This is a genomic window from Streptomyces sp. NPDC007095 (genome assembly GCF_040634475.1).
Classification (GTDB): Bacteria; Actinomycetota; Actinomycetes; order Streptomycetales; family Streptomycetaceae; genus Streptomyces.
Genome location: NZ_JBEYFS010000222.1, coordinates 1 through 19,937, shown reverse-complemented (window position 1 = coordinate 19,937; position 19,937 = coordinate 1). Strand labels below are relative to the sequence as shown.

20 protein-coding genes and 1 pseudogene are annotated in these 19,937 nt (G+C 69.9%); 8 read left to right on the top strand and 13 right to left on the bottom strand.

Translation table 11 applies throughout. The features are described from left to right. The 6 genes from ABZ656_RS46465 to ABZ656_RS46440 form a co-directional block, all read right to left on the bottom strand. On the bottom strand, positions 1-227 hold a 227-nt coding region (locus ABZ656_RS46465), incomplete at its 3' end, for a hypothetical protein (RefSeq protein WP_360277094.1). A 319-nt stretch (positions 228-546) separates the two neighbouring features. After that, a complete protein-coding gene (locus ABZ656_RS46460) occupies positions 547-1,239 on the bottom strand; it encodes a DUF402 domain-containing protein (protein ID WP_180362044.1) in 693 nt (230 codons plus the stop codon). Between the two features lie 126 nt (positions 1,240-1,365). After that, on the bottom strand, positions 1,366-2,766 hold the full coding sequence (locus ABZ656_RS46455) for a class II fumarate hydratase (protein ID WP_101400417.1): 1,401 nt from the start codon (positions 2,764-2,766) through the stop codon (positions 1,366-1,368). Positions 2,767-2,846: 80 nt separating this feature from the next. After that, positions 2,847-3,623, bottom strand: a complete 777-nt coding sequence (locus ABZ656_RS46450; RefSeq protein WP_101400418.1) for an XRE family transcriptional regulator — start codon at positions 3,621-3,623, stop codon at positions 2,847-2,849. A 356-nt stretch (positions 3,624-3,979) separates the two neighbouring features. Further along, positions 3,980-4,480 carry an SH3 domain-containing protein gene (locus ABZ656_RS46445; protein WP_101400419.1) on the bottom strand — a complete coding sequence of 167 codons (501 nt, stop codon included), beginning with the start codon at positions 4,478-4,480 and terminating at the stop codon, positions 3,980-3,982. Between the two features lie 177 nt (positions 4,481-4,657). Continuing rightward, positions 4,658-6,328, bottom strand: a complete 1,671-nt coding sequence (locus ABZ656_RS46440) for a fumarate hydratase (protein WP_360277088.1) — start codon at positions 6,326-6,328, stop codon at positions 4,658-4,660. 177 nt (positions 6,329-6,505) lie between these two features. Between ABZ656_RS46440 and ABZ656_RS46435 the strand changes: the two genes are divergently transcribed. Beyond that, positions 6,506-7,198, top strand: coding sequence for a DUF1707 and DUF2154 domain-containing protein (locus ABZ656_RS46435; protein WP_101400421.1), 693 nt, complete (start codon positions 6,506-6,508; stop codon positions 7,196-7,198). Between the two features lie 199 nt (positions 7,199-7,397). Further along, positions 7,398-7,769: a WhiB family transcriptional regulator gene (locus ABZ656_RS46430; RefSeq protein WP_075028724.1), complete on the top strand. Its 372-nt coding sequence runs from the start codon at positions 7,398-7,400 to the stop codon at positions 7,767-7,769. Positions 7,770-7,944: 175 nt separating this feature from the next. Here the strand turns inward: ABZ656_RS46430 and glpX are convergent, their stop codons facing one another. Continuing rightward, positions 7,945-8,976 carry a class II fructose-bisphosphatase gene (glpX, locus tag ABZ656_RS46425; RefSeq protein WP_101400422.1) on the bottom strand — a complete coding sequence of 344 codons (1,032 nt, stop codon included), beginning with the start codon at positions 8,974-8,976 and terminating at the stop codon, positions 7,945-7,947. 125 nt (positions 8,977-9,101) lie between these two features. Between glpX and ABZ656_RS46420 the strand changes: the two genes are divergently transcribed. Next, on the top strand, positions 9,102-9,620 hold the full coding sequence (locus ABZ656_RS46420; protein WP_060901390.1) for a DUF4245 domain-containing protein: 519 nt from the start codon (positions 9,102-9,104) through the stop codon (positions 9,618-9,620). A 163-nt stretch (positions 9,621-9,783) separates the two neighbouring features. Here ABZ656_RS46420 and ABZ656_RS46415 read toward each other — a convergent pair whose 3' ends face one another. The 3 genes from ABZ656_RS46415 to xseA all read right to left on the bottom strand — a co-directional run bounded on the left by ABZ656_RS46415 (position 9,784) and on the right by xseA (position 12,121). Further along, positions 9,784-10,374, bottom strand: a complete 591-nt coding sequence (locus tag ABZ656_RS46415; RefSeq protein WP_101400423.1) for a malonic semialdehyde reductase — start codon at positions 10,372-10,374, stop codon at positions 9,784-9,786. A gap of 283 nt (positions 10,375-10,657) precedes the next feature. After that, positions 10,658-10,903: an exodeoxyribonuclease VII small subunit gene (locus ABZ656_RS46410; RefSeq protein ID WP_101400424.1), complete on the bottom strand. Its 246-nt coding sequence runs from the start codon at positions 10,901-10,903 to the stop codon at positions 10,658-10,660. 9 nt (positions 10,904-10,912) lie between these two features. Continuing rightward, the gene (gene xseA, locus ABZ656_RS46405; RefSeq protein WP_360277081.1) at positions 10,913-12,121 is read right to left on the bottom strand and encodes an exodeoxyribonuclease VII large subunit; all 1,209 of its coding nucleotides are present in this window, start codon (positions 12,119-12,121) and stop codon (positions 10,913-10,915) included. A 313-nt stretch (positions 12,122-12,434) separates the two neighbouring features. Between xseA and ABZ656_RS46400 the strand changes: the two genes are divergently transcribed. The 3 genes from ABZ656_RS46400 to ppgK are packed head-to-tail and all read left to right on the top strand — an operon-like array spanning position 12,435 to position 14,400. Beyond that, a complete protein-coding gene (locus ABZ656_RS46400) occupies positions 12,435-12,611 on the top strand; it encodes a hypothetical protein (protein ID WP_360277078.1) in 177 nt (58 codons plus the stop codon). Next, positions 12,599-13,624 (top strand): 4-hydroxy-3-methylbut-2-enyl diphosphate reductase, encoded by a 1,026-nt coding sequence (locus ABZ656_RS46395; RefSeq protein WP_360277075.1) that lies wholly within the window; start codon positions 12,599-12,601, stop codon positions 13,622-13,624. Before ABZ656_RS46400 ends, ABZ656_RS46395 begins: the two co-directional genes overlap by 13 nt. Before the next feature lie 29 nt (positions 13,625-13,653). Further along, a complete protein-coding gene (gene ppgK, locus ABZ656_RS46390; RefSeq protein ID WP_101400427.1) occupies positions 13,654-14,400 on the top strand; it encodes a polyphosphate--glucose phosphotransferase in 747 nt (248 codons plus the stop codon). Positions 14,401-14,494: 94 nt separating this feature from the next. Here ppgK and ABZ656_RS46385 read toward each other — a convergent pair whose 3' ends face one another. Then, positions 14,495-14,926 (bottom strand): DUF6542 domain-containing protein, encoded by a 432-nt coding sequence (locus ABZ656_RS46385; RefSeq protein WP_360277071.1) that lies wholly within the window; start codon positions 14,924-14,926, stop codon positions 14,495-14,497. A 347-nt stretch (positions 14,927-15,273) separates the two neighbouring features. On the opposite strand from ABZ656_RS46385, the gene ychF reads away from it, so the two are divergent. After that, positions 15,274-16,362: a redox-regulated ATPase YchF gene (gene ychF, locus ABZ656_RS46380; RefSeq protein ID WP_360277068.1), complete on the top strand. Its 1,089-nt coding sequence runs from the start codon at positions 15,274-15,276 to the stop codon at positions 16,360-16,362. 769 nt (positions 16,363-17,131) lie between these two features. On the opposite strand, the gene ABZ656_RS46375 is transcribed toward ychF, so the two are convergent. Both ABZ656_RS46375 and eccCb read right to left on the bottom strand, forming a co-directional pair. Then, positions 17,132-18,532 carry a DUF6177 family protein gene (locus ABZ656_RS46375; RefSeq protein WP_360277065.1) on the bottom strand — a complete coding sequence of 467 codons (1,401 nt, stop codon included), beginning with the start codon at positions 18,530-18,532 and terminating at the stop codon, positions 17,132-17,134. Continuing rightward, a pseudogene (gene eccCb, locus ABZ656_RS46370) lies at positions 18,529-19,692 on the bottom strand (type VII secretion protein EccCb); the annotation flags it as partial. The gene ABZ656_RS46375 and the pseudogene eccCb, both read right to left, overlap by 4 nt. Between eccCb and ABZ656_RS46365 the strand changes: the two are divergent. Beyond that, positions 19,691-19,937: hypothetical protein (locus tag ABZ656_RS46365; protein ID WP_360277062.1), on the top strand; the 247-nt coding region annotated here is incomplete at its 3' end. The pseudogene eccCb and the gene ABZ656_RS46365 overlap by 2 nt on opposite strands.

The window sequence follows — 19,937 nt, the reverse complement described above, 5'->3', positions numbered from 1 at the left end:
GCCTGCGTGGCGGACGTTCCGTGCTGGCCGCAGGGCGTGCTCGGAGCGGAACCGGTGGGAGCGTCGCCGGTACGGGCGGGTTGTGCGGGTAACGCGCCGGGCGCGCGCAGCGGCTCCGGGGTATGGAGGAGCGCCCCGCGGGGGTCCGCGGGGGTGGAGGGCCGGCCGGCGCCGCTCTGGCGGCGCTCGTGCGAGGTGGGGTGCTCCGTCACGCGTGTCGAATCCATCCGTCCGGGGCTGCGCGCCGTGCGTGCAGTTCGTCCCGCAGCCCCGATACCCGGAATGTGTGTCCCGGGAACGGAATCTGCGCGTCGTCAGGACGGGGCCTGCCCGTCGCCGACGTGAACGCCGTCGTCGGGCCGAACGCCCTGTGCGGCCCGGTGGGCCGTCCGCCGACCGTACCGCCGTGGCCTTCGTACCCCTCGCTCACGTCCTGCCGCCCCTCGGTGACTTATGGTCAAGCCCAGCGCATGCTGCGGGAGTTGCTGCTGTGCGCCCTTGCGGAGGACGATCCTACGGTTGTACCACGGGGGCGCATCAAGGGTCTCATGAGGACACGTGCGCGGGCGTACGGTCCCAGTCATCCGGCAGGGAAGGAACCGGCCAGGCGGGATCCGGGCGCCAGTGCTGCCAACCGTCAGAGAACGGCGCGCCCCAGGCACGGATCACCTCCACCGCGCAGTGCCCTGCCTCTCTTACCTGTGCGGCCAGTTGAGTATCCATCAATCCGGCCCGTTGCGCCTGTGCGAACTCGTCTTCGTCGAGCCAGTGCCAACTGCGGTCCGGGTGCACGGAGATGTCCAGGAAGTGATCCTCGGAGTCGACCCCACCCTCCCAACGGGCGAGCGGCGCCTCCAGGTTCACGTACCAGTTCTTGAACCGCCAGCCCGGTTCCCAGAACAGCCACACCGACCAGGGCTCACCGGGCCGCGCCAGCTTCAGCACTCCGTTGCCGAACCAGCGGCCCCGCTGCACCGTTCGCGCCTTGGTGTAGCGGGACTCCAGCGGTTCTCCGTGCACCGGTGTACCGTCGGCGAGCACGGGCTTCACACACTCCGTGCCGGGCGCCATCCACACCGCGAGCAGTTCCTCGTCGTCCCGTACGACGGTCACGGGGCGGCAGATGTGGAACTGCTCACCGGCGTTCTCCCGGTACCGCCACAGAATGTGACTCCCGGGGGCCCAGTACACCGTCGACCCGCCCGCCGCCACTCGCCTCACCGCTCCACCCTCTGCCATGACCAGATATTAGGTGCCACAGGCATACGACGCTGCGGTGCGCGTCACGGTTCGCGCCATGGAGCGAATGACGTAACGAAGGCGTCATCCAATGGCTTCCAAGGTCATCCGGGGGGTGAACGCCGTTTACGGATGCGTCATCCTCAGGACATCGAGCGCCTCGTCCAGCTGTTCCAGGGTGAGGTCACCGCGCTCCACGTACCCGGACTCCAGGACGACCTGGCGGATCGTCCTGCGTTCCGCCAGTGCCTTCTTGGCCACCTTGGCGGCCTCCTCGTAGCCGATGTACTTGTTGAGCGGTGTCACGACCGACGGCGAGGACTCGGCGTACTCGCGGGCCCGTTCGCGGTGGGCGACGATCCCGTCGACGGTGCGGTCGGCGAGCAGGCGCGAGACGTTGGTGAGGAGCCGGACGGACTCCAGGACGTTCTTCGCGATGACCGGAAGCATGACGTTCAGCTCGAAGTTGCCGGCGGCCCCGGCGACGGCGACCGTCGCGTCGTTGCCCATCACCTGGGCCGCGACCATCAGTACCGCCTCGGGAATGACCGGATTCACCTTGCCGGGCATGATCGAGGAGCCGGGCTGGAGGTCGGGCAGGCTGATCTCGGCCAGCCCGGTGCGCGGACCGGACGCCATCCACCGCAGATCGTTGGCGATCTTCGTCAGCCCGACCGCGATGGTCCGCAGCTGCCCGCTCGTCTCGACGATCCCGTCCCGCGCGCCCTGCGCCTCGAAGTGGTCACGGGCCTCGGTGAGCGGCAGCCCGGTGGCCCGGGCCACCTCCGCGATGACGGCCGCGGAGAACCCGGGCGGCGTGTTGATCCCGGTGCCCACGGCGGTCCCGCCCAGCGGCAGTTCGGCGAGCCGGGGCAGCGAGGCGCGGAGGCGCTCGACGCCGTACCGCACCTGCGCGGCGTACCCACCGAACTCCTGCCCGAGCGTCACCGGCGTGGCGTCCATGAGATGCGTACGCCCCGACTTCACGACGTCCGCGAACTCCTCGGCCTTCCGCTCCAGGGCGGCGGCGAGGTGTTCCAGGGCCGGAACGAGATCCCGCGTGACGGCGGCGGTGGCCGCGATGTGGATCGAGGACGGGAACACGTCGTTCGACGACTGCGAGGCGTTCACATGGTCATTGGGGTGTACGTCCCTGCCGAGCCGCTCGGTCGCGAGCGTGGCGATGACCTCGTTGGTGTTCATGTTGGAGGACGTTCCGGAACCCGTCTGGAAGACGTCCACCGGGAAGTGCGCGTCCCAGCGCCCCTCGGCGACCTCGCCCGCCGCCTCCTGGATGGCCTCGGCCACGTCCTTGTCGACCACCCCCAGCTTCGCGTTGACCTTGGCGGCCGCGCTCTTGATCAGCGCCAGCGCCTCGATGTGCGCGCGCTCCAGACGCTGACCCGAGATGGGGAAGTTCTCCACGGCCCGCTGGGTCTGGGCCCGCCACTTCGCGTCCGCGGGCACCCTGACCTCACCCATGGAGTCGTGCTCGATCCGGTACGGGGCTGCCTGTTCGTCGGCCATCGACGATCACCTCCAGTGGGGACAGCATCGCGGACGTGCCCCGTGTTCCCGGCAGGGCGGCTCCCGTTTCTCCCGGGGAGTCAGCTCCGTGAGCCGCCGAGCGGTCCGGTGCACGCCGACGTCCCGCCGACCTTGGCGCAGGCCTCCGCCCCGCGCGGGCTCGACGCGGCCAGCATCGGGCTGCTGTAGCCGTCCGAGGGGTCGCCCTGGTAGGCGGCGGACAGCTCGTCCTGGTCGGATCTGATCGAGATCTCCCGCGCCCCGCCGGTCCTGGTGCGGACCTCCGACCAGACCGTCGCGCACGAGGGGGAGAAACGCAGCAGCACGACCTGTCCGGCGCGCGTGACGGTGCTCTCCGTGCGCGCGTCACGGCCGCAGGCCTCGGAGGTCGGGAACTGCCCCTGGCAGTCGCGGCCCCGGCAGGAGGCGCTCGCGGGGGCCGCGGGCTGGTCGGGGTCGAGGACGTCGGCGGCGCCCGCGGTGACCACCACCGTGGCCGCCATCGCCGCAAGGGCGATGACGGCCCGGTTGGACCCCCGGACGGGCCGGCCCCGAACCGGCGCGTCCGGAACCGCGGCCTGTGGGACCGGGGCCCCCAGGGGCGGGGTCGCCGTCCTTGACTGGGCCCGGGACGCGGCGTCCCACAGGGAGAGAAGAGGACCCGGGTCGGTGTCCGCCAGACGGCAGAGCGACTCGACCGCCGACCGCGGTGGAAACTGATCGCCGTTCAGATAGCGGTGCCAGGTCGACTTGCTGAACGGGGTGACGGAGGCCAGCGCGGCCAGACTCAGACCCGTCCGCTGCTTGAGGCACCGGAGCCGCTCCATCAGCAGCTGCTCCTCGTCGATGTCCTCCATGCCGATGTGTTCCGTACCGATGTACCCCGTGTTGATGTGTTCTGTACTTATACGTACTGCTTTGCTGTGTTCTGTCTCGTCCAACGAGTCGGGCAGCGGCTGTCTCTTGACCCTCACGTGGCTCTTCCTCTCGCTCCCTCGCCCTGCCGGGGTGACCGCCCTGATGTGTTCCCTCGCACGGCCCCCGGGCACACCCCGATCGCCCGAATGCGAACCGAATATGAAGGGGAGTTGACCTGCTGTTTCGTCAGGGGGGTGGGGTCGTCGGCTGATCGACTTGTCCTACCGGGCCGGCGGGGCGGACCTCGCCCCGCCGGCCGGCGCCGGACCTCAGGAGGCGAGCGGCGGGGCGGTCGTCAGCACCAGCGGACGGTGCGGCTGTTGCGGACGTAGTGGGCGGAGACATAGCCCCGGCCGTGGGCGAGCTTGTACCAGCGCGAGTTGCCCATGACGGAGGAACCGTTCCTCTTGCAGACCAGAGTCACCACACGGCCGGCCCGACGCGAGCCGACGACCCGGTAGCCGGTACCCGGACCGGACCGGACGTTCAGACGCGTGTGGCGGGTGGTCACCCGGCCCAGGACGTGCCGGGCGTGGTGGTGCGCGTGGGTGATCACGTAGTGCTTGTGGTGGTGCCTCGGGGTCAGTGGCAGGGTGTGCGAGGCGCGCTGGAGACCGGGGATCGAGGACTGCGGGGACGCCGGGTACCAGCTCGACGACGCGACCGGCGAGGACGCGGCGCCCCGGGCGGGAACGTGTGGAGCGGCCGGGGCGGCGGAGGCGACGGCTGTCACCGGGAAGACGGCGACAGCCGCGATCGCGGCCACCAGGCCGTTGCGCAAAGTGCGACCAATCATGGGATTTCCCTCCGAGATGACCTGCGGACCACAGGCTGTGATCCGGTCATCACGGAGGGTTTCCGGCGAAGCTCACAAAAATGCTGTCCCACTCGTTCCTGGGACGAAGTGGGACAGCATCGGGGCGTGGCGGGACACGTCCAGGCGGCGAACAGCGACCTCTGGCGTCCCGGGACGCTACGCCAGCCCGGGCCCCCGCACCGGGATCGACGTGAACGTCGGGGCAGGCGCCGGGTCCTGGAAGAAGTCGTTGCCCTTGTCGTCGACGACGATGAACGCCGGGAAGTCCTCGACCTCGATCTTCCAGACGGCCTCCATGCCGAGCTCCTCGTACTCGACGACCTCGACCTTCTTGATGCAGTCCTGGGCGAGCCGCGCGGCGGGGCCGCCGATGGAGCCGAGGTAGAAGCCGCCGTGCGCGTCGCAGGCGCCTGTGACCTGCGCGGAACGGTTGCCCTTCGCGAGCATCACCTTGGAGCCGCCCGCGGCCTGGAACTGCTCCACATAGGAGTCCATGCGGCCCGCGGTGGTGGGGCCGAACGAACCCGACGCGTAACCCTCGGGGGTCTTGGCCGGACCGGCGTAGTACACCGGGTGGTCCTTCAGGTACTGCGGCATCTCCTCGCCCGCGTCCAGCCGCTCCTTGATCTTGGCGTGCGCGATGTCGCGCGCCACGACGAGCGGGCCGGAGAGCGAGAGCCGGGTCTTGACCGGGTACTTCGTCAGCTCGGCGAGGATGTCGTCCATCGGCTGGTTCAGGTCGATCCGCACGACGTCGTCCCCGGCGGAGTCCAGGTGCTCGTCCGTGGTCTCCGGCAGGAAGCGCGCGGGGTCGGTCTCCAGCTGCTCCAGGAACACGCCCTCGGCGGTGATCTTCGCGACGGCCTGACGGTCGGCGGAGCAGGACACCGCGATCGCGACGGGGCAGGACGCGCCGTGCCGCGGCAGACGCACGACGCGCACGTCGTGACAGAAGTACTTGCCGCCGAACTGCGCGCCGATGCCGATCTTCTGGGTCAGCTCGAAGACCTTCTGCTCCAGTTCCTTGTCCCGGAAGCCGTGCCCGAGCTCCGAGCCCTCGGCCGGGATCTCGTCCAGGTAGTGCGCGGAGGCGTACTTCGCGGTCTTCAGGGCGTACTCGGCGCTCGTGCCGCCGACCACGATCGCCAGGTGGTACGGCGGGCAGGCGGCCGTGCCCAGTGAACGGATCTTCTCCTCCAGGAACTTCATCATGGAGGCCTCGTTCAGAACGGCCTTCGTCTCCTGGTACAGGAAGCTCTTGTTCGCCGAACCGCCGCCCTTGGCCATGAACAGGAACTTGTAGGCGCCGCCGTCGGTCGCGTACAGCTCGATCTGCGCCGGAAGGTTGGACCCGGTGTTCTTCTCCTCCCACATGGTGAGCGGAGCCATCTGCGAGTAGCGCAGGTTCAGCTTGGTGTACGCGTCGTAGATGCCGCGCGAGAGGGCCTCCTCGTCGCCGCCCTCGGTGAGCACGTTCTGTCCGCGCTTGCCCATGACGATCGCGGTGCCGGTGTCCTGGCACATGGGCAGCACGCCGGCGGCCGCGATGTTCGCGTTCTTCAGCAGGTCCAGGGCGACGAACTTGTCGTTGCCGGACGCCTCGGGGTCGTCGATGATGCGCCGCAACTGCGCCAGGTGCGCGGGCCGCAGATAGTGCTGGATGTCGTGGATGGCCTCCGCGGCGAGCTTGCGCAGCGCCTCCGGCTCGACCTTGAGGAACGTGCGCCCGTCGGCCTTGAAGGTGGAGACACCCTCGGAGGTCACCAGCCGGTAGGGGGTGGTGTCCTCCCCCTGGGGGAGCAGATCGGTGTACGCGAACTCAGGCACTAGCCCATTCCTCACTCGGCAGACAGCGGCATGCCTCCATTGGCAGCGTCCACCAGCGTAGAACCTGGCGCGGACGGTGAGCCTGTGAGGTAAGGCTCAGTTGGTGTGAAGGGCCGGTTTTCCACAGGTCGCGAGAAGGGGTAGTCGCGATCTATCGCGTTTGGGTACGCTGCTGCCGTGGACCTTCAGAAGCGCACCGAAACCCGGGCCTCCGACGCCGAACTCCGGGCCTCCGACGCCGACCGTGACCGGATCGCCGACATTCTGCGCGATGCCCTCGCCGAGGGGCGCCTCACCGCCGACGAGCATGCCGAGCGGGTCGAGGGGGTGCTGGCCACGAAGACGGTGGGAGAGCTCGACCGGTTCGTCCAGGACCTGCCCGCCGCGCGCGCGGGCCGCGCGACCCCCGCGTACACGTCCGTGCCCAACCGCCCCCAGCCGGGCGGTATCCCGGCCGAGGCCGACGAGAACGTGGTGGCGGTGTTCAGCGCCGCCGTGCGCAAGGGCCGCTGGCGCGCCGGGCGCCGCATCCACGCCTACGCCGTCTTCGGCTCCGTCGACATCGACCTCAGCGAGGCGGTCTTCGAGTACCAACAGGTCGTGATCAAGGCGATTTCGGTCTTCGGCAACGTCGAGATCAAGGTCCCGGAGAACGTCTCGTTGCGCGGCAGCGGTGGCGGAGTCCTCGGCAACTTCGAGACGCACACCACGCACGCGGGCGACCCCGACGCCCCCGTGGTCTACGTCGAAGGCTTCGCGGTGCTGGGGAACATCGAGGCGCGGCCCAAGCGCGGCAAGCTCGTCGCCGACATCCTCGACCGCACGATGGACCGGGTGGACAGGACTTTGCGCAAACACCTCGACCGTTGACGCCTGTGAACGCGACGGCGCGCGGGGCGCATTGGTCCACTCACCCGCGCCCCGTTTTGAACGACCGGCTCCGCTCTCGGGAACTCAGTGCATAGGCGCGCGCACAGCGGGTAGGGCTTGCTGCATCGCCTCTTGGAGGGCGCTGTGGGACTTCCCGCGGTGCCCGGCACGCCCGCGAAGCCGTCGTCAGGAGTAGACCGTGCTGCAACCGCCGCATCAGTCCCTGCAGGTAGCTGCCGTTCCGGCCCAGCGGGCGCCAGTGCGGGACAGGGATCAGGAAGCCCCATGGCACACGGAGGCGGTGTGCCGCAGGGACGAGGCCGGCCTGTTCTTCGCGCCCTCCAAGGAGCCCACGGCCGCCCGGCTGTCCCGCGAGGAGGCGGCGAAGCGCGTCTGCGCCCGCTGTCCCGTGATGGTCGAGTGCCGCGAACACGCGCTGCTGCAACCCGAGCCGTACGGAGTGTGGGGCGGACTCACCGCCGCCGAGCGCCGCGTGGTGCTCGCCCGGCGCCGCCGCCGCGACCTGGAACTCAAGAAGGCCGCCCGCGGCACGATAGCCGCGGCCGGCTGATCGCACGTACGCCGAAGGGGCCGCCCTCCGCACAGGGCCGGCCCCTTTGCCGTACGCACTTCTTTACGCGCCTCGTAAGGCAGGCACCCCATAAGGGGTGCGGGGAACTGCGCGACCAGCCACAACGGACCCGCAGTGCCCCACAACCGGCAGTTCCCCGGCTGACCCAGCGGAGCTACTTCGCTCGGTCGAAGTCGATCGCGCTGTACGCCCGCAACTTGCTCAGCCGATGCTCCGACCGAATCTGGCGGACCGTACCCGACTTGGACCGCATCACGATCGACTCGGTGGTCGCGGTCTCCGCCCGGTACCGCACTCCGCGCAGCAGCTCCCCGTCCGTGATCCCGGTGGCGACGAAGAACACGTTCTCGCCGGAGACCAGGTCGTCGGTGAACAGCACACGGTCGAGGTCGTGCCCGGCGTCCACCGCGCGCTGCCGCTCCTCGTCGTCCTTGGGCCACAGCTTGCCCTGGATGGTGCCGCCCAGGCACTTCACGGCGCAGGCGGAGATGATGCCCTCGGGCGTACCGCCGATGCCGAGGAGCAGGTCGATGCCCGTGCCCTCGCGCAGCGCGAGGATCGAGCCCGCGACGTCGCCGTCGGAGATCAGCTTGATCCGGGCGCCGGTCTCGCGGATCTCCTTGATGATCCCCTCGTGGCGCGGCCGGTCGAGGATCACGACGGTGACGTCCTCGGGCGAGGACTTCTTGGCCTTGGCGACCCGGCGGATGTTCACCGATACGGGCGCGTTGATGTCGACGAAGTCGGCGGCCTCCGGCCCGGTGACCAGCTTGTCCATGTAGAAGACCGCGGACGGGTCGAACATGGTGCCGCGGTCGGCGGCGGCCAGCACCGCGATCGCGTTGCTCATGCCCTTGGCGGTCAGTGTGGTGCCGTCGATCGGGTCGACGGCGATGTCGCATTCGGGGCCGGTCCCGTCGCCCACGCGCTCCCCGTTGAAGAGCATCGGGGCCTCGTCCTTCTCGCCTTCACCGATGACGACGACGCCGTTCATCGAGACGGTGGAGACGAGGGTCCGCATGGCCCGGACGGCGGCGCCGTCGGCGCCGATCTTGTCGCCGCGGCCTACCCAGCGGCCCGCGGCCATCGCGGCGGCCTCGGTGACCCGGACGAGTTCCAGGGCGAGATTTCGGTCGGGGGCCTCGGAAGGGACCTCGAGTTCGGACGGCAGATGATGCTCGGTCATCGGAGCGCACCTTTCTGATACGACGACGGCCGGATGAGGGTGTGCCCCGACTCTATCGTCAGGCTGACAAAATGAGCAGGGGGCCCCACGGATGAGCAGGCCAGGGCACCTGCGACGATAGGGGCGTGGCAGGTACGAAAGGCAAGCAGAGCGTCCGGGACATGCTCCTCTCCCTGGGTCTGATCGGGCTCATGGCGGGCGTGATCTACATCTTCATCCCGCACGACGACTCCGCGCCTCCTCTCAAGCGCGTCGACTACCGCGTCGAGCTGCTCACGGCGCGCCGCGCGGCGTCGTATCCCGTGGCGGCACCCGTGGGTCTGCCGACGGCGTGGAAGGCGACCTCGGTGCGGTACGACGGCAGCGAGTTCGATGCCTGGCACCTGGGCTTCCACGACCCCGACGGTCAGTACGTGGCGATCGAGCAGTCCACTCAGCCTGCGGCCGTCTTCATCGACTCGGCCAGCCAGGGAGCCAAGGAGACGAAGGCCACCCAGCGGATCGGTGACGCGACGTGGCAGCGGTACGAGGGCGACAAGTACGACGCCCTCGTGCTCAAGGCCAAGGGGGCGACCACCGTGGTGACCGGGACGGCGTCGTTCGGGCAGCTGACGAAGATGGCGGAGGCGCTGAAGACGTCGTGACTGTACGACGGCGTGACGTCGTGACGTCGTGACGTCGTGACGTCGTGACGTCGTGACGTCGTGATGGGTCTGCGTAATGCATCCACGTGAGACGTGAGAAGGGCCCCCGGCGCCATTGCCGGGGGCCCTTCTCGTGCGCGTACGCCGGGGCGTACGCGGGGGCTCAGACGGTCGTGATGACCTGGTCGAACTCCAGGCGCGGGGAGCGCGGGAACCAGGCGTCCTCGCCCGGCTTGCCGATGTTGACGACCATCAGCGGGGTGTGGTCGTCGTCCAGGAACTCCTTCTGGACGCCCGCGAAGTCGAGACCGGTCATCGGGCCGGCGGCGAGGCCGGCGGCGCGCACGCCGATGATGAAGTACGCGGCCTGCAGGGCGGCGTTCAGCGTGGCGGCACCCTCACGGGCGGGGCGCTCGGCGAAGAAGACGTCCTTGGCCTGCGGGAAGTGCGGGAACAGGGCGGGGAGCTCCTCGTGGAACTCGTTGTCCGCGGAGAGGATCGCGACCAGCGGGGCGGTGGCGGTCTTGGGCTGGTTGCCCTCGGCCATGTGCTGCACCAGGCGCTCGCGGGCCTCGGCGGAGCGGACCAGGGTGATGCGCAGCGGCGACTGGTTGAAGGCGGTCGGGCCGTACTTGACCAGGTCGTAGATCGCCTGCATCTGCTCGTCGGTCACCGGCTCGTCGGTGAACGTGTTGGCGGTGCGGGCCTCGCGGAACAGCAGGTCCTGGGCGGCGGGGTCAAGAACGAGAGACATCAGAAACCTTCTCGAGATGTGCGGTGGATCCGGGGGATCGGTTGGCGATGTCGACAGTACGTGGAGGAGGTTTAAGGTTCAACCAAAACCGGGGTGAGGTGATCCGCCTCACAGGGAGTGAGGGGGGGCGAGGTCGCTTCCGGGCGCCAGGGTTCCGGGGGAACGACGAGGCCGCCGTCACCGAGCGGGACGGCGGCCGGGTGTCACTGGGGATGTCGCCGGGTGTCACCGGCTGCGGAAAGCCGGGTGCCACCGGCTATGGAAGGGGGCGAGTGTCGTCATGTCACTCGGAGTCGTGGCCCCCGTCTCCGTCCCCGCCCTCCGACTCCTCCTCGGCCAGTGCCGCGTCCAGGCGGGCCCGTGCGCCCTCCAGCCAACGGCGGCAGACCTTCGCCAGCTCCTCGCCCCGCTCCCAGAGCGCCAGGGACTCCTCGAGCGTCGTGCCGCCCGCCTCCAGTCGGCGTACGACCTCGATCAGCTCGTCCCGCGCCTGCTCGTACCCGAGCGCCTCGTCCACCTTGCTGGTCATGCGCCCACCCTATGCATCGACTCGTACCGTGAATTCACCCTCGGCGACCCGCGCCCGCAGCGCCTCGCCCTGCGCCACCTCGTCCGGATCCCGGACCACCTGGCCGTCGGCCTTCTGGAGCACCGCGTACCCCCGTCGGAGGGTCGCTGCGGGAGAGAGGGCCACCACACGCGCGTGGGTGTGCGTCAGCTCCGAGTCGGCGCGGTCGAGCAGATGCCCGAGCGTGCGCCGCCCGCGGTCCAGCAGCGCGGCGACCTGGTCGGCTCGCTCGTCGACCATCCGGTGCGGATCCTCTATCGAGGGCCGGGCCAGCGCGTGCGCGAGCCCCCGCTCCTCCCGGTCGATGAACGACTGGACACTCCGCCGCGCCCGGTCCCGCAGGAACCGCACCCGCTCGTACTCCTCCCCGACGTCCGGCACGACCTTCTTGGCCGCGTCCGTCGGCGTGGACGCGCGCAGGTCGGCCACGAAGTCCAGCAACGGGTTGTCGGGCTCGTGCCCGATGGCCGACACGACCGGCGTACGACAGGCCGCGACCGCCCGTACGAGCTGCTCGTCCGAGAACGGCAGCAGGTCCTCCACGCTGCCGCCGCCGCGCGCCACGATGATCACGTCCACGGCGTCGAGCGCGTCCAGCTCCTTCACGGCCTGCACGACCTGCGGCACCGCGTGCACCCCCTGCACGGGGACGTTGCGCACCTCGAAGCGGACGGCCGGCCAGCGGTGCCGCGCGTTCTCCAGCACGTCCCGCTCGGCCGCCGACGCCCGCCCGCACACCAGCCCGATGAGCTGCGGCAGGAACGGCAGGGCCTTCTTGCGATCGGCCGCGAACAGTCCCTCGCTCGCCAGGGACTTCTTCAACTGCTCGAGGCGCGCGAGGAGTTCTCCGACGCCGACCGGCTTGATCTCGGTGGCCCGCAGCGACAGCTGCCCGCGCGGCGCGTACCACTCCGGCTTCGCCAGGACGACGACGCGGGCACCCTCGCTCACCACGTCCGCCACCGCCTCGAACACCTGCCGGTAGCAGGTGACGCTCACCGAGATGTCGTACGACGGGTCGCGCAGGGTCAGGAAGACGACGCCCGCGCCGGGGCGCCGCGACAACTGGGTGATCTGCCCCTCGACCCACACCGCGCCGAGCCGGTCGATCCACCCTCCGATGAGCCGCGACACCTCACCGACGGGCAGTGGGGCGTCCGCGGACGTGTTGAGAGCCATGCGCCCGAGACTAACGGCCCCCACTGACACGAAGCCCGCACGCGTTCTTGGAGCGGAGTGCCGTGGTTTTCCTGGCGCGGAGCGCCGAAGCAGCCCCCCGCTGCACGCGGACGCGCCCCCGCCGGGCCAGCAGCACACCCGCCCCCGAGGCCAACCACACCACACCGCACCGACCACCCGAGCGGCCCCGGACGCCTCCACGATCACGGCAGCAGTGCCCGCGGCCCCCACCACGGGGACCAGGACGCGCCGCCACCACACCACGGGCCCGCCCCGACGCCGTACCGCGAACCACCCCACCACACTCGCGTCCGTGGACGACCAGGTCCTGGAAGCCGAGGCTGCGCCGCAGTCCGTACCCGGCACCGGTCTCGTCGGCCGCTCCGCCTCCCGGGGGTCGCGTCGCGCCCACCCCGCCCAGCTCCCCCTCGGTCTCCCCAAGGAGGCGATCTTCGACGCGCCGAGTGCGGCCTTACGATGGGTGCCATGACTGCTTCGCCTGGCCGCCGTGTCCTGCTCGCCGCCCCCCGTGGCTACTGCGCGGGCGTGGACCGCGCCGTGATCGCCGTCGAGAAGGCCCTTGAGCAGTACGGGGCCCCGATCTATGTCCGCCACGAGATCGTCCACAACAAGTACGTCGTGCAGACCCTGGAGAAGAAGGGCGCGATCTTCGTCGAACAGACGGCCGAGGCCCCCGAGGGGTCCATCGTCATGTTCTCGGCACACGGCGTCGCCCCGGTCGTCCACGACGAGGCCGCGGCCGGCAGGCTCGCCACCATCGACGCGACCTGCCCGCTGGTCACCAAGGTCCACAAGGAAGCCGTCCGGTTCGCGAACGAGGACTTCGACATCCTGCTGATCGGCCACGAGGGCCACGAGGAGGTCATCGGCACCTCCGGCGAGGCGCCCGACCACATCACTCTTGTGGACGGCCCCGAGGACGTCGCCAAGGTCGAGGTCCGTGACCCCTCCAAGGTCGTCTGGCTCTCCCAGACCACGCTCTCGGTCGACGAGACGATGGAGACGGTCGACGCGCTGAAGGAGAAGTTCCCGCAGCTCATCTCCCCGCCCAGCGACGACATCTGCTACGCCACGCAGAACCGCCAGCTGGCCGTGAAGCAGATGGGTGAGGAAGCGGACCTGGTCATCGTGGTCGGCTCGCGCAACTCCTCCAACTCCGTGCGTCTCGTCGAGGTCGCCAAGCTCGCGGGGGCGCGGGCGGCGTACCTCGTGGACTTCGCCGACGAGATCGAGGAGGGCTGGCTGGAGGGTGTGACGACGGTCGGTGTCACCTCGGGCGCCTCCGTCCCGGAGGTCCTGGTCGAGCAGGTCCTGGAGTGGCTCTCCGCCCGTGGCTTCGAGGACGTCGAGATCGTCAAGGCGGCCGAGGAGTCCATCACCTTCTCGCTGCCCAAGGAACTGCGCCGCGATCTGCGGGCGGAGGCGGCGGCGTTGGTGGCGCAGCGCACGGCTGCCGGTGCTTCCGCCCCCTCCGAGAAGTAACTGTCAGTCGTACGACGTAGCGTAGGGCCATGCAGATCTTCGGCGTGGACATCGGCGGATCCGGGATCAAGGGTGCCCCTGTGGACCTGGACCGCGGCGAACTGACGGAGGAGCGCTACAAAGTGCTCACTCCCCATCCGGCGACCCCGGACGCGGTGGCCGACGGCGTGAAGGAGGTCGTCGGTCACTTCGGCTGGACGGGACCCGTCGGCATCACCTTCCCCGGGGTGGTCACCGGCGGCGCCACCATTCGTACGGCTGCCAATGTCGACAAGGCGTGGATCGACACCGACGCGCGGGCCCTGCTGGGCGACCGGCTGGGCGGCCTCCCGGTGACGGTGCTGAACGACGCGGACGCGGCGGGCGTCGCCGAGATGCAGTTCGGCGCCGGGCGCGACCGTCAGGGCACGGTCCTCCTGCTCACCTTCGGCACGGGTATCGGCAGCGCGCTCTTCGTCGACGGCGAGCTGGTTCCCAACACCGAGCTGGGACACCTCGAGCTGAACGGCCACGACGCGGAGAAGCGTGCCTCCACCAAGGCCAAGGAGGACCACGAGCTGACCTGGGAGCACTGGGCGCGCCGGGTCACGAAGTACCTCGCCCATGTGGAAATGCTCTTCTCTCCCGAGCTCTTCATCATCGGCGGCGGCGTCAGCCGCAAGGCCGACAGGTTCCTGCCGCTGATCGAGGGCATCAAGGCGGAGATCGTCCCGGCGCAGCTGCAGAACAACGCGGGGATCGTGGGTGCGGCGATGCGGGCGGCGAAGTACGCGTAGGCCCTCGGGGGGCGCAGGGGGCGGCACCGGGAGCCCGGCGCCCGTGTGGTCGCGCACGTCGTGTCCGTCGCGCGCCTGGTGTCCGTCGTGTCCGTCAGGCCGGACGGCGGCGCGGCCGGATTCCCGGGCGGGGCCCCTGGGCCGCCCTGCGCCGGGCGGCCCTGCGGATCATCAGACGGACCTTCCGTACGGTGGTGATGACCCCCGCGACCAGCGTCCCTCCGTACAGCCATCCCGCCTGGGTCGCCAGTGCGGTGACCAGCCCCATCAGCTCGCCCCCGATCCCGCCGCCCCCGTCGGTGACGGGCAGCAGCCCGAACGCGAAGGCGATGGGCACGACGACGGGCGCGGTGACAAGGTCTCCCCTTCGCACCCACAGCGCGGTCAGGGCCGCCACCGGCAGGAACAGCACCCCGTAGACCACCAGCGACGCCCCGAAGAGCAGCTGGTCGAGACAGGCGAGCGCGAACATCGTCGCCCCGCAGAACAGTCCGCCGCCGAGCCCGGTGAGCCGGGGGTTCGGCATCCGCCGTCGCGTCGGAGCGGGCCTGGGCGTGGGCCTGGGCGTGGGTGCGGGCCGCCGTGCGGGGGGCGTACCCCTGCGTACGCCGTCGGCCGTGGCGCGCCCGGTCTGGGCAGGCAGAGGTGCGCCGCGTCGCGGTCTGTACTGAGGGGGACGCGTCCTGTGTTGCTCCACTGGACCAACTTAGGTCGGTTTATGTGCGGAATAACCCCTCAGACACGCCGATGGGCCGACCTTGGCCATGCGTTCGATACGTCGCCGGTAAGGGGCCTCGCACCCCGTAGACTGGTTGATCGGCCCGCGCACCTTCGCGGATCTGTCGCCCACCCTCACGTACGGGAAGTCGCAACGTGTCGCTCACGATCGGAATCGTCGGTCTGCCCAATGTCGGCAAGTCGACCCTGTTCAACGCCCTGACCAAGAACGACGTGCTCGCGGCCAACTACCCGTTCGCCACGATCGAGCCCAATGTGGGCGTGGTCGGCGTCCCCGACGCCCGGCTGACCAAGCTGGCCGAGATCTTCGGCTCGCAGCGCGTCCTTCCGGCGACGGTCGACTTCGTCGACATCGCGGGCATCGTGAAGGGTGCCTCGGAGGGCGAGGGCCTGGGCAACAAGTTCCTCGCGAACATCCGTGAGTCGGACGCGATCTGCCAGGTCATCCGTGCCTTCAAGGACGAGAACGTCGTGCACGTCGACGGCAAGGTCTCGCCCAAGGACGACATCGAGACGATCAACACCGAGCTGATCCTCGCGGACCTCCAGACCATCGAGAAGGTCCTGCCGCGCCTCCAGAAGGAGTCGCGCATCAAGAAGGACATCGCTCCCAAGGTCGCGGCGGTCGAGGCGGCGAAGGAGATCCTGGAGAGGGGCGACACCCTTTTCTCGCAGGGCATCGTCCAGGACTCCGGCAACGAGGAGCTCCTGCACGACCTCCACCTCCTGACCACCAAGCCGTTCCTGTACGTCTTCAACGTGGACGAGGACGAGCTGGTCGACGAGGACTTCAAGGCCGAGCAGCGCACCCTGGTCGCCCCCGCCGAGGCGATCTTCCTCAACGCCAAGCTGGAGGCGGACCTCGCCGAGCTCGACGAGGAGGACGCCATGGAGCTCCTGGAGTCGGTGGGCGCCGAGGAGCCGGGCCTCGCCACCCTCGCCCGCGTCGGCTTCGACACTCTCGGCCTGCAGACCTATCTGACGGCCGGCCCCAAGGAATCCCGCGCCTGGACCATCAAGAAGGGCGACACCGCCCCCGAGGCCGCCGGAGTCATCCACACCGACTTCCAGAAGGGCTTCATCAAGGCGGAGGTCATCTCCTTCGAGGACCTCGTCGACACGGGCTCGGTCGCCGAGGCCCGCGCCAAGGGCAAGGCCCGCATGGAGGGCAAGGACTACGTCATGCAGGACGGCGACGTGGTGGAGTTCCGCTTCAACGTTTAGTGGCGGCAATAGCGTGGACGCGATGATTTAGCAAACGTGCAGGTCAGGTGGGGTCGGCCCGAGTTAGGGTCGGCCCCGTTGGCGTGCCGGTGGCTGGATCCGTGCTGGATTTTCTGACGTTTCGTCATCTGTCGTCAGCTGTTGTTCTTCGTACGCTGGCTGGATCGGGGCTGGAGGGTGCTGAACGGGGAGTCAGCACGGTGGGCGGGCGTCGGTGCGCCGCGTGTCGCCGCCGGCTGGGCCTGTGGGGCGCCATGCCGGGCGTGACGGCGGGCAGGCCCGCGGGGCGCCCCTACTGGCCGTGGTCGCGGCTGTCGTACGGGGTGCGCGGGTACCGGGGGAGTGTGCCGCGTTGGCGGTGGCTTGGCAGCGGACCCAATCGTCATCAGAAACTGCTACGCGCCTCGAGCTGGAGAAACCGGGAGCGCTTCCGTATCTGTGCCGTTGTGAAGCGCCGGGGCGTCGATCTGCGGCATTGAGCCATTGCGGGCTGTGGAGGCCCGCTATTCGGCTGGCGTCCATCGTTCCAGCCGAGTAGGTGGCTGCGCGCCGAGGTTCTACGGTGCTGAATGCTTCAGCTGCTGGTCTTGCGGAAGCTATCGACGCAGCCCGCCCCAGCCGCCTTCGGGGCCCTTCCAGTCGAGGGCTAGGGCATCCTCGCCCTTCATGTCGAGGGGGTGCCCACACCTCGCCCGCCGTCGCTGCTGCCGACGACGTCGGCATGGACGGTGTCCCTCGGCACGGCAATGATCCAGGTCGCCCGGAGCTGTCAGCGTGCCGTTCCCGGAGCGGCTTTGATGTGGGCCGTGAGGTGTTGAAGGGTGGTCCAGGCCTCGGGGGCGGTTCCGTCGCCGAGGGGGTAGTGGAGCGCGGGTTTGGCAGCGGGGCCGAGTTGGGTCGGCCGGACGTTGACGGGTGGCCGGCGGGCGTGGGTGAGGCCGATGTCGGCTACGTCGTCGGGGCCCAGGGTGAAGGAGTGGGGTATAGGCGGTGCTTCGAGGCGTGGGGGCGTGGTGAGGTCGTGGCGGGCCCGGCGTAGGGACGTGAGCATCGTGGCCAGGCCGTGGTCGGTGACCAGTGTCCCGGCGAGGTGCTCGATTGCTTCGAGGGGTGGGGTTTCGTGCTCGCTGTAGCCGAGGGTGAGTTTGATGTCCTCCTCCACGCCGGTTGCCGTGCGGATCACGCGCATCGTGGCGATTGCAGGGCGGTCGGGGTGGCCGACAGCGACCAGGTGCGTGGGCTCGGGAGCTCGGTCGCGGGCGAGGTCGGTCAACTGGCGTGGTGACCAAGGCAGGTTGACGGGCTCCGCCGTGCCCCAGCCTGCGGGTGCGGCCCCGGTCAGGGTGCGCCAAGCTATTTCCAGCGCGCGGCCGAGGACCAGGTGCTCATCCGCAGGGTGCAGGGTGCGGAACGCCACGATGAGTTGGCGTTCGGTGGGCGGTATGACGTCGGCGAACGCCTCGGCCACCGTCGGCTTGCCGTTGGCCGTGAGGGCGGGCGCGAAGGTGCCGTTCTGCCAGCGCAGTACGGCGCCGGACAGGCCGTCGTAGTAGCCGCAGTCCGGGTCCTGGACGACCCAGCGGTTGGGGACCTGGGCGAGTGTGGTGCGGGCGGGCAAGCTCAGGCGTATGTGGGGCGGAGTGACGATCTGCAAGGCCCGACCCGCCGAGGATGTGGCGCGCAGGACGTCCGAGAGCCAGGAGGTCAGGGCGACCACGGGCCGGTCGATCAGGATGAGGACCGTGCTGTCGGTCAGTACGTCCACGGCGGGTTGTCTGTCACCCGGTGCGGGAACCGCGGAGACGTCGACGACCTCGGTGGTGGCCGCACCGGGCGGCCAAGTGATCCCGCTCAGCAGCGCGTTGAGACGCCCGCACGCGGATCCGGCAAGGCGCTCGGCCTCGGGAACAGCGGTGGAGGCGCGGACCTCGGTCCACCAGAAGGGCACGGGCACATCGCTGCCGAGGAGCCGGCGGGCCTCGCCCGGCACCTGCACGAGTACCGGCGCCTCGACGGACACTAGGGGGCGACCGCCGGGCCCGCACAACTGGATGACCGCGCCGTCGGCCGCTGCCGCAACGTCCAGGCCGGGTCCGCCCGCGTACAACCCGGCCAGCAGGGCCCAGGTGTCGGGCATCTTCGGGGTGAGGGCGATGACGTCCTTGGTCACGGAGCGGATCCCGGGTCTTCGTCTGTGAGTGCGGTCTGTATGAGTTGGTGGTGGCGGCCGCGGCGGACGAGGGTGCCGCGGCCGGGTGGTTGGGCGGAGGCGTACAGGCCGGGGAAGAGCTGGCCCTCGGTGCGGTCGCCGGTCATGAGGAGGGCGGTGGTGCCGGTCTCGCGCAGGGTGGTCAGCAGCGGTTCGTACAGGGCGCGGGAGGATCCGGCGGTGCGGCGGGCGACGATGAAGTGAAGGCCGATGTCCTGGGCGGAGGAGATGTATGGCAGGAACGGGGCCAGGGGCTGCTGGCCTGCGGTGGTGAGGATGTCGTAGTCGTCAACCAGGATCACGATCCGCGGTCCGGTGAACGAGGGTTCCGTGTCAACCGCGTCCGGGTCCGCCGTCTCCGGCAGGCGCTTCTCCAGCTCGGTCGCGATGCCGGTGGCGAGGGCTGCGGCCAGCTTCGCGTTGTGGGCGTAGCCACCGCGGTACGGCTCCGGGACAACGCCGCGCAGGCCGCGGCGTGGGTCGAAGACGCCGAAGACCAGTTCGTCGTCGCCGTATCGGTCGACGAGTTGGCGGGCTATCAGTTTCAGCAGGTTGGTTTTGCCGCACTCGTTGTCGCCCAGGATCAGAAGGTGCTGGTCGCTCCCGAAGAGGTCCAGCAGTGCTGGGGCCAGCGCGTCCTGATCGACGCCGAGCGGCACCCGCCGGGGCTCGGCGACCAGGGACGGCAGCTGCGCCGCGCGCAGTCGGGTTGGCAACACCCGTACGGGAGGAGCAAGTTCGCCGTGCCAGGTGGCGCGGATCGTTCGCGTGGCCTCCTCCAACGCCGGGCCGAGGTCGCCTGTGGACGGAGATGCGTCGACGCGGGGCAGTGCGACCTGCGCGAACAGCTTGCCGTCGGTCAGGGTGCGGCCCGGGGTGTCGGGGGAGAGCGTCTGGGACAGTTTGCGGTCGATGGACGAGTCGGCCGGGTCGTTGAGCCGGAGTTCGACGCGGGTGCCGAACATGGACTGGGTGGCGATGCGGACGTCGTTCCAGCGCAGCATTCCGGCGACGACGTGGATGCCGTAGCCGCCGCCGCGTTTGAGGAGGTCGGCCACGGCGTCGTCGAGGTCGGCGAACTCGTCGCGCAGCGCGCCGAATCCGTCGATGAGTAGCACGATGACCCATCGCACCAGCCGCATCCAAAGCGCCGCCGCCCGCGCCAACGCTCCCGCCGCGCCAGCCCGTTCGGAATCCGACCCGCTGGCTGAGACCAGCCCGCTACCAGGAGCAGCGGCCCTCCGGAGGGCCCTCGGCGAGGACGGTTACCGGCTCCTCGGCCACCAGCGGCAGGAACGCGGCACCGCACTGGGCGAACTGGCCGACCTGGTCTGGAACACCGCCCGCGAAGCCGACCGGCTCCACG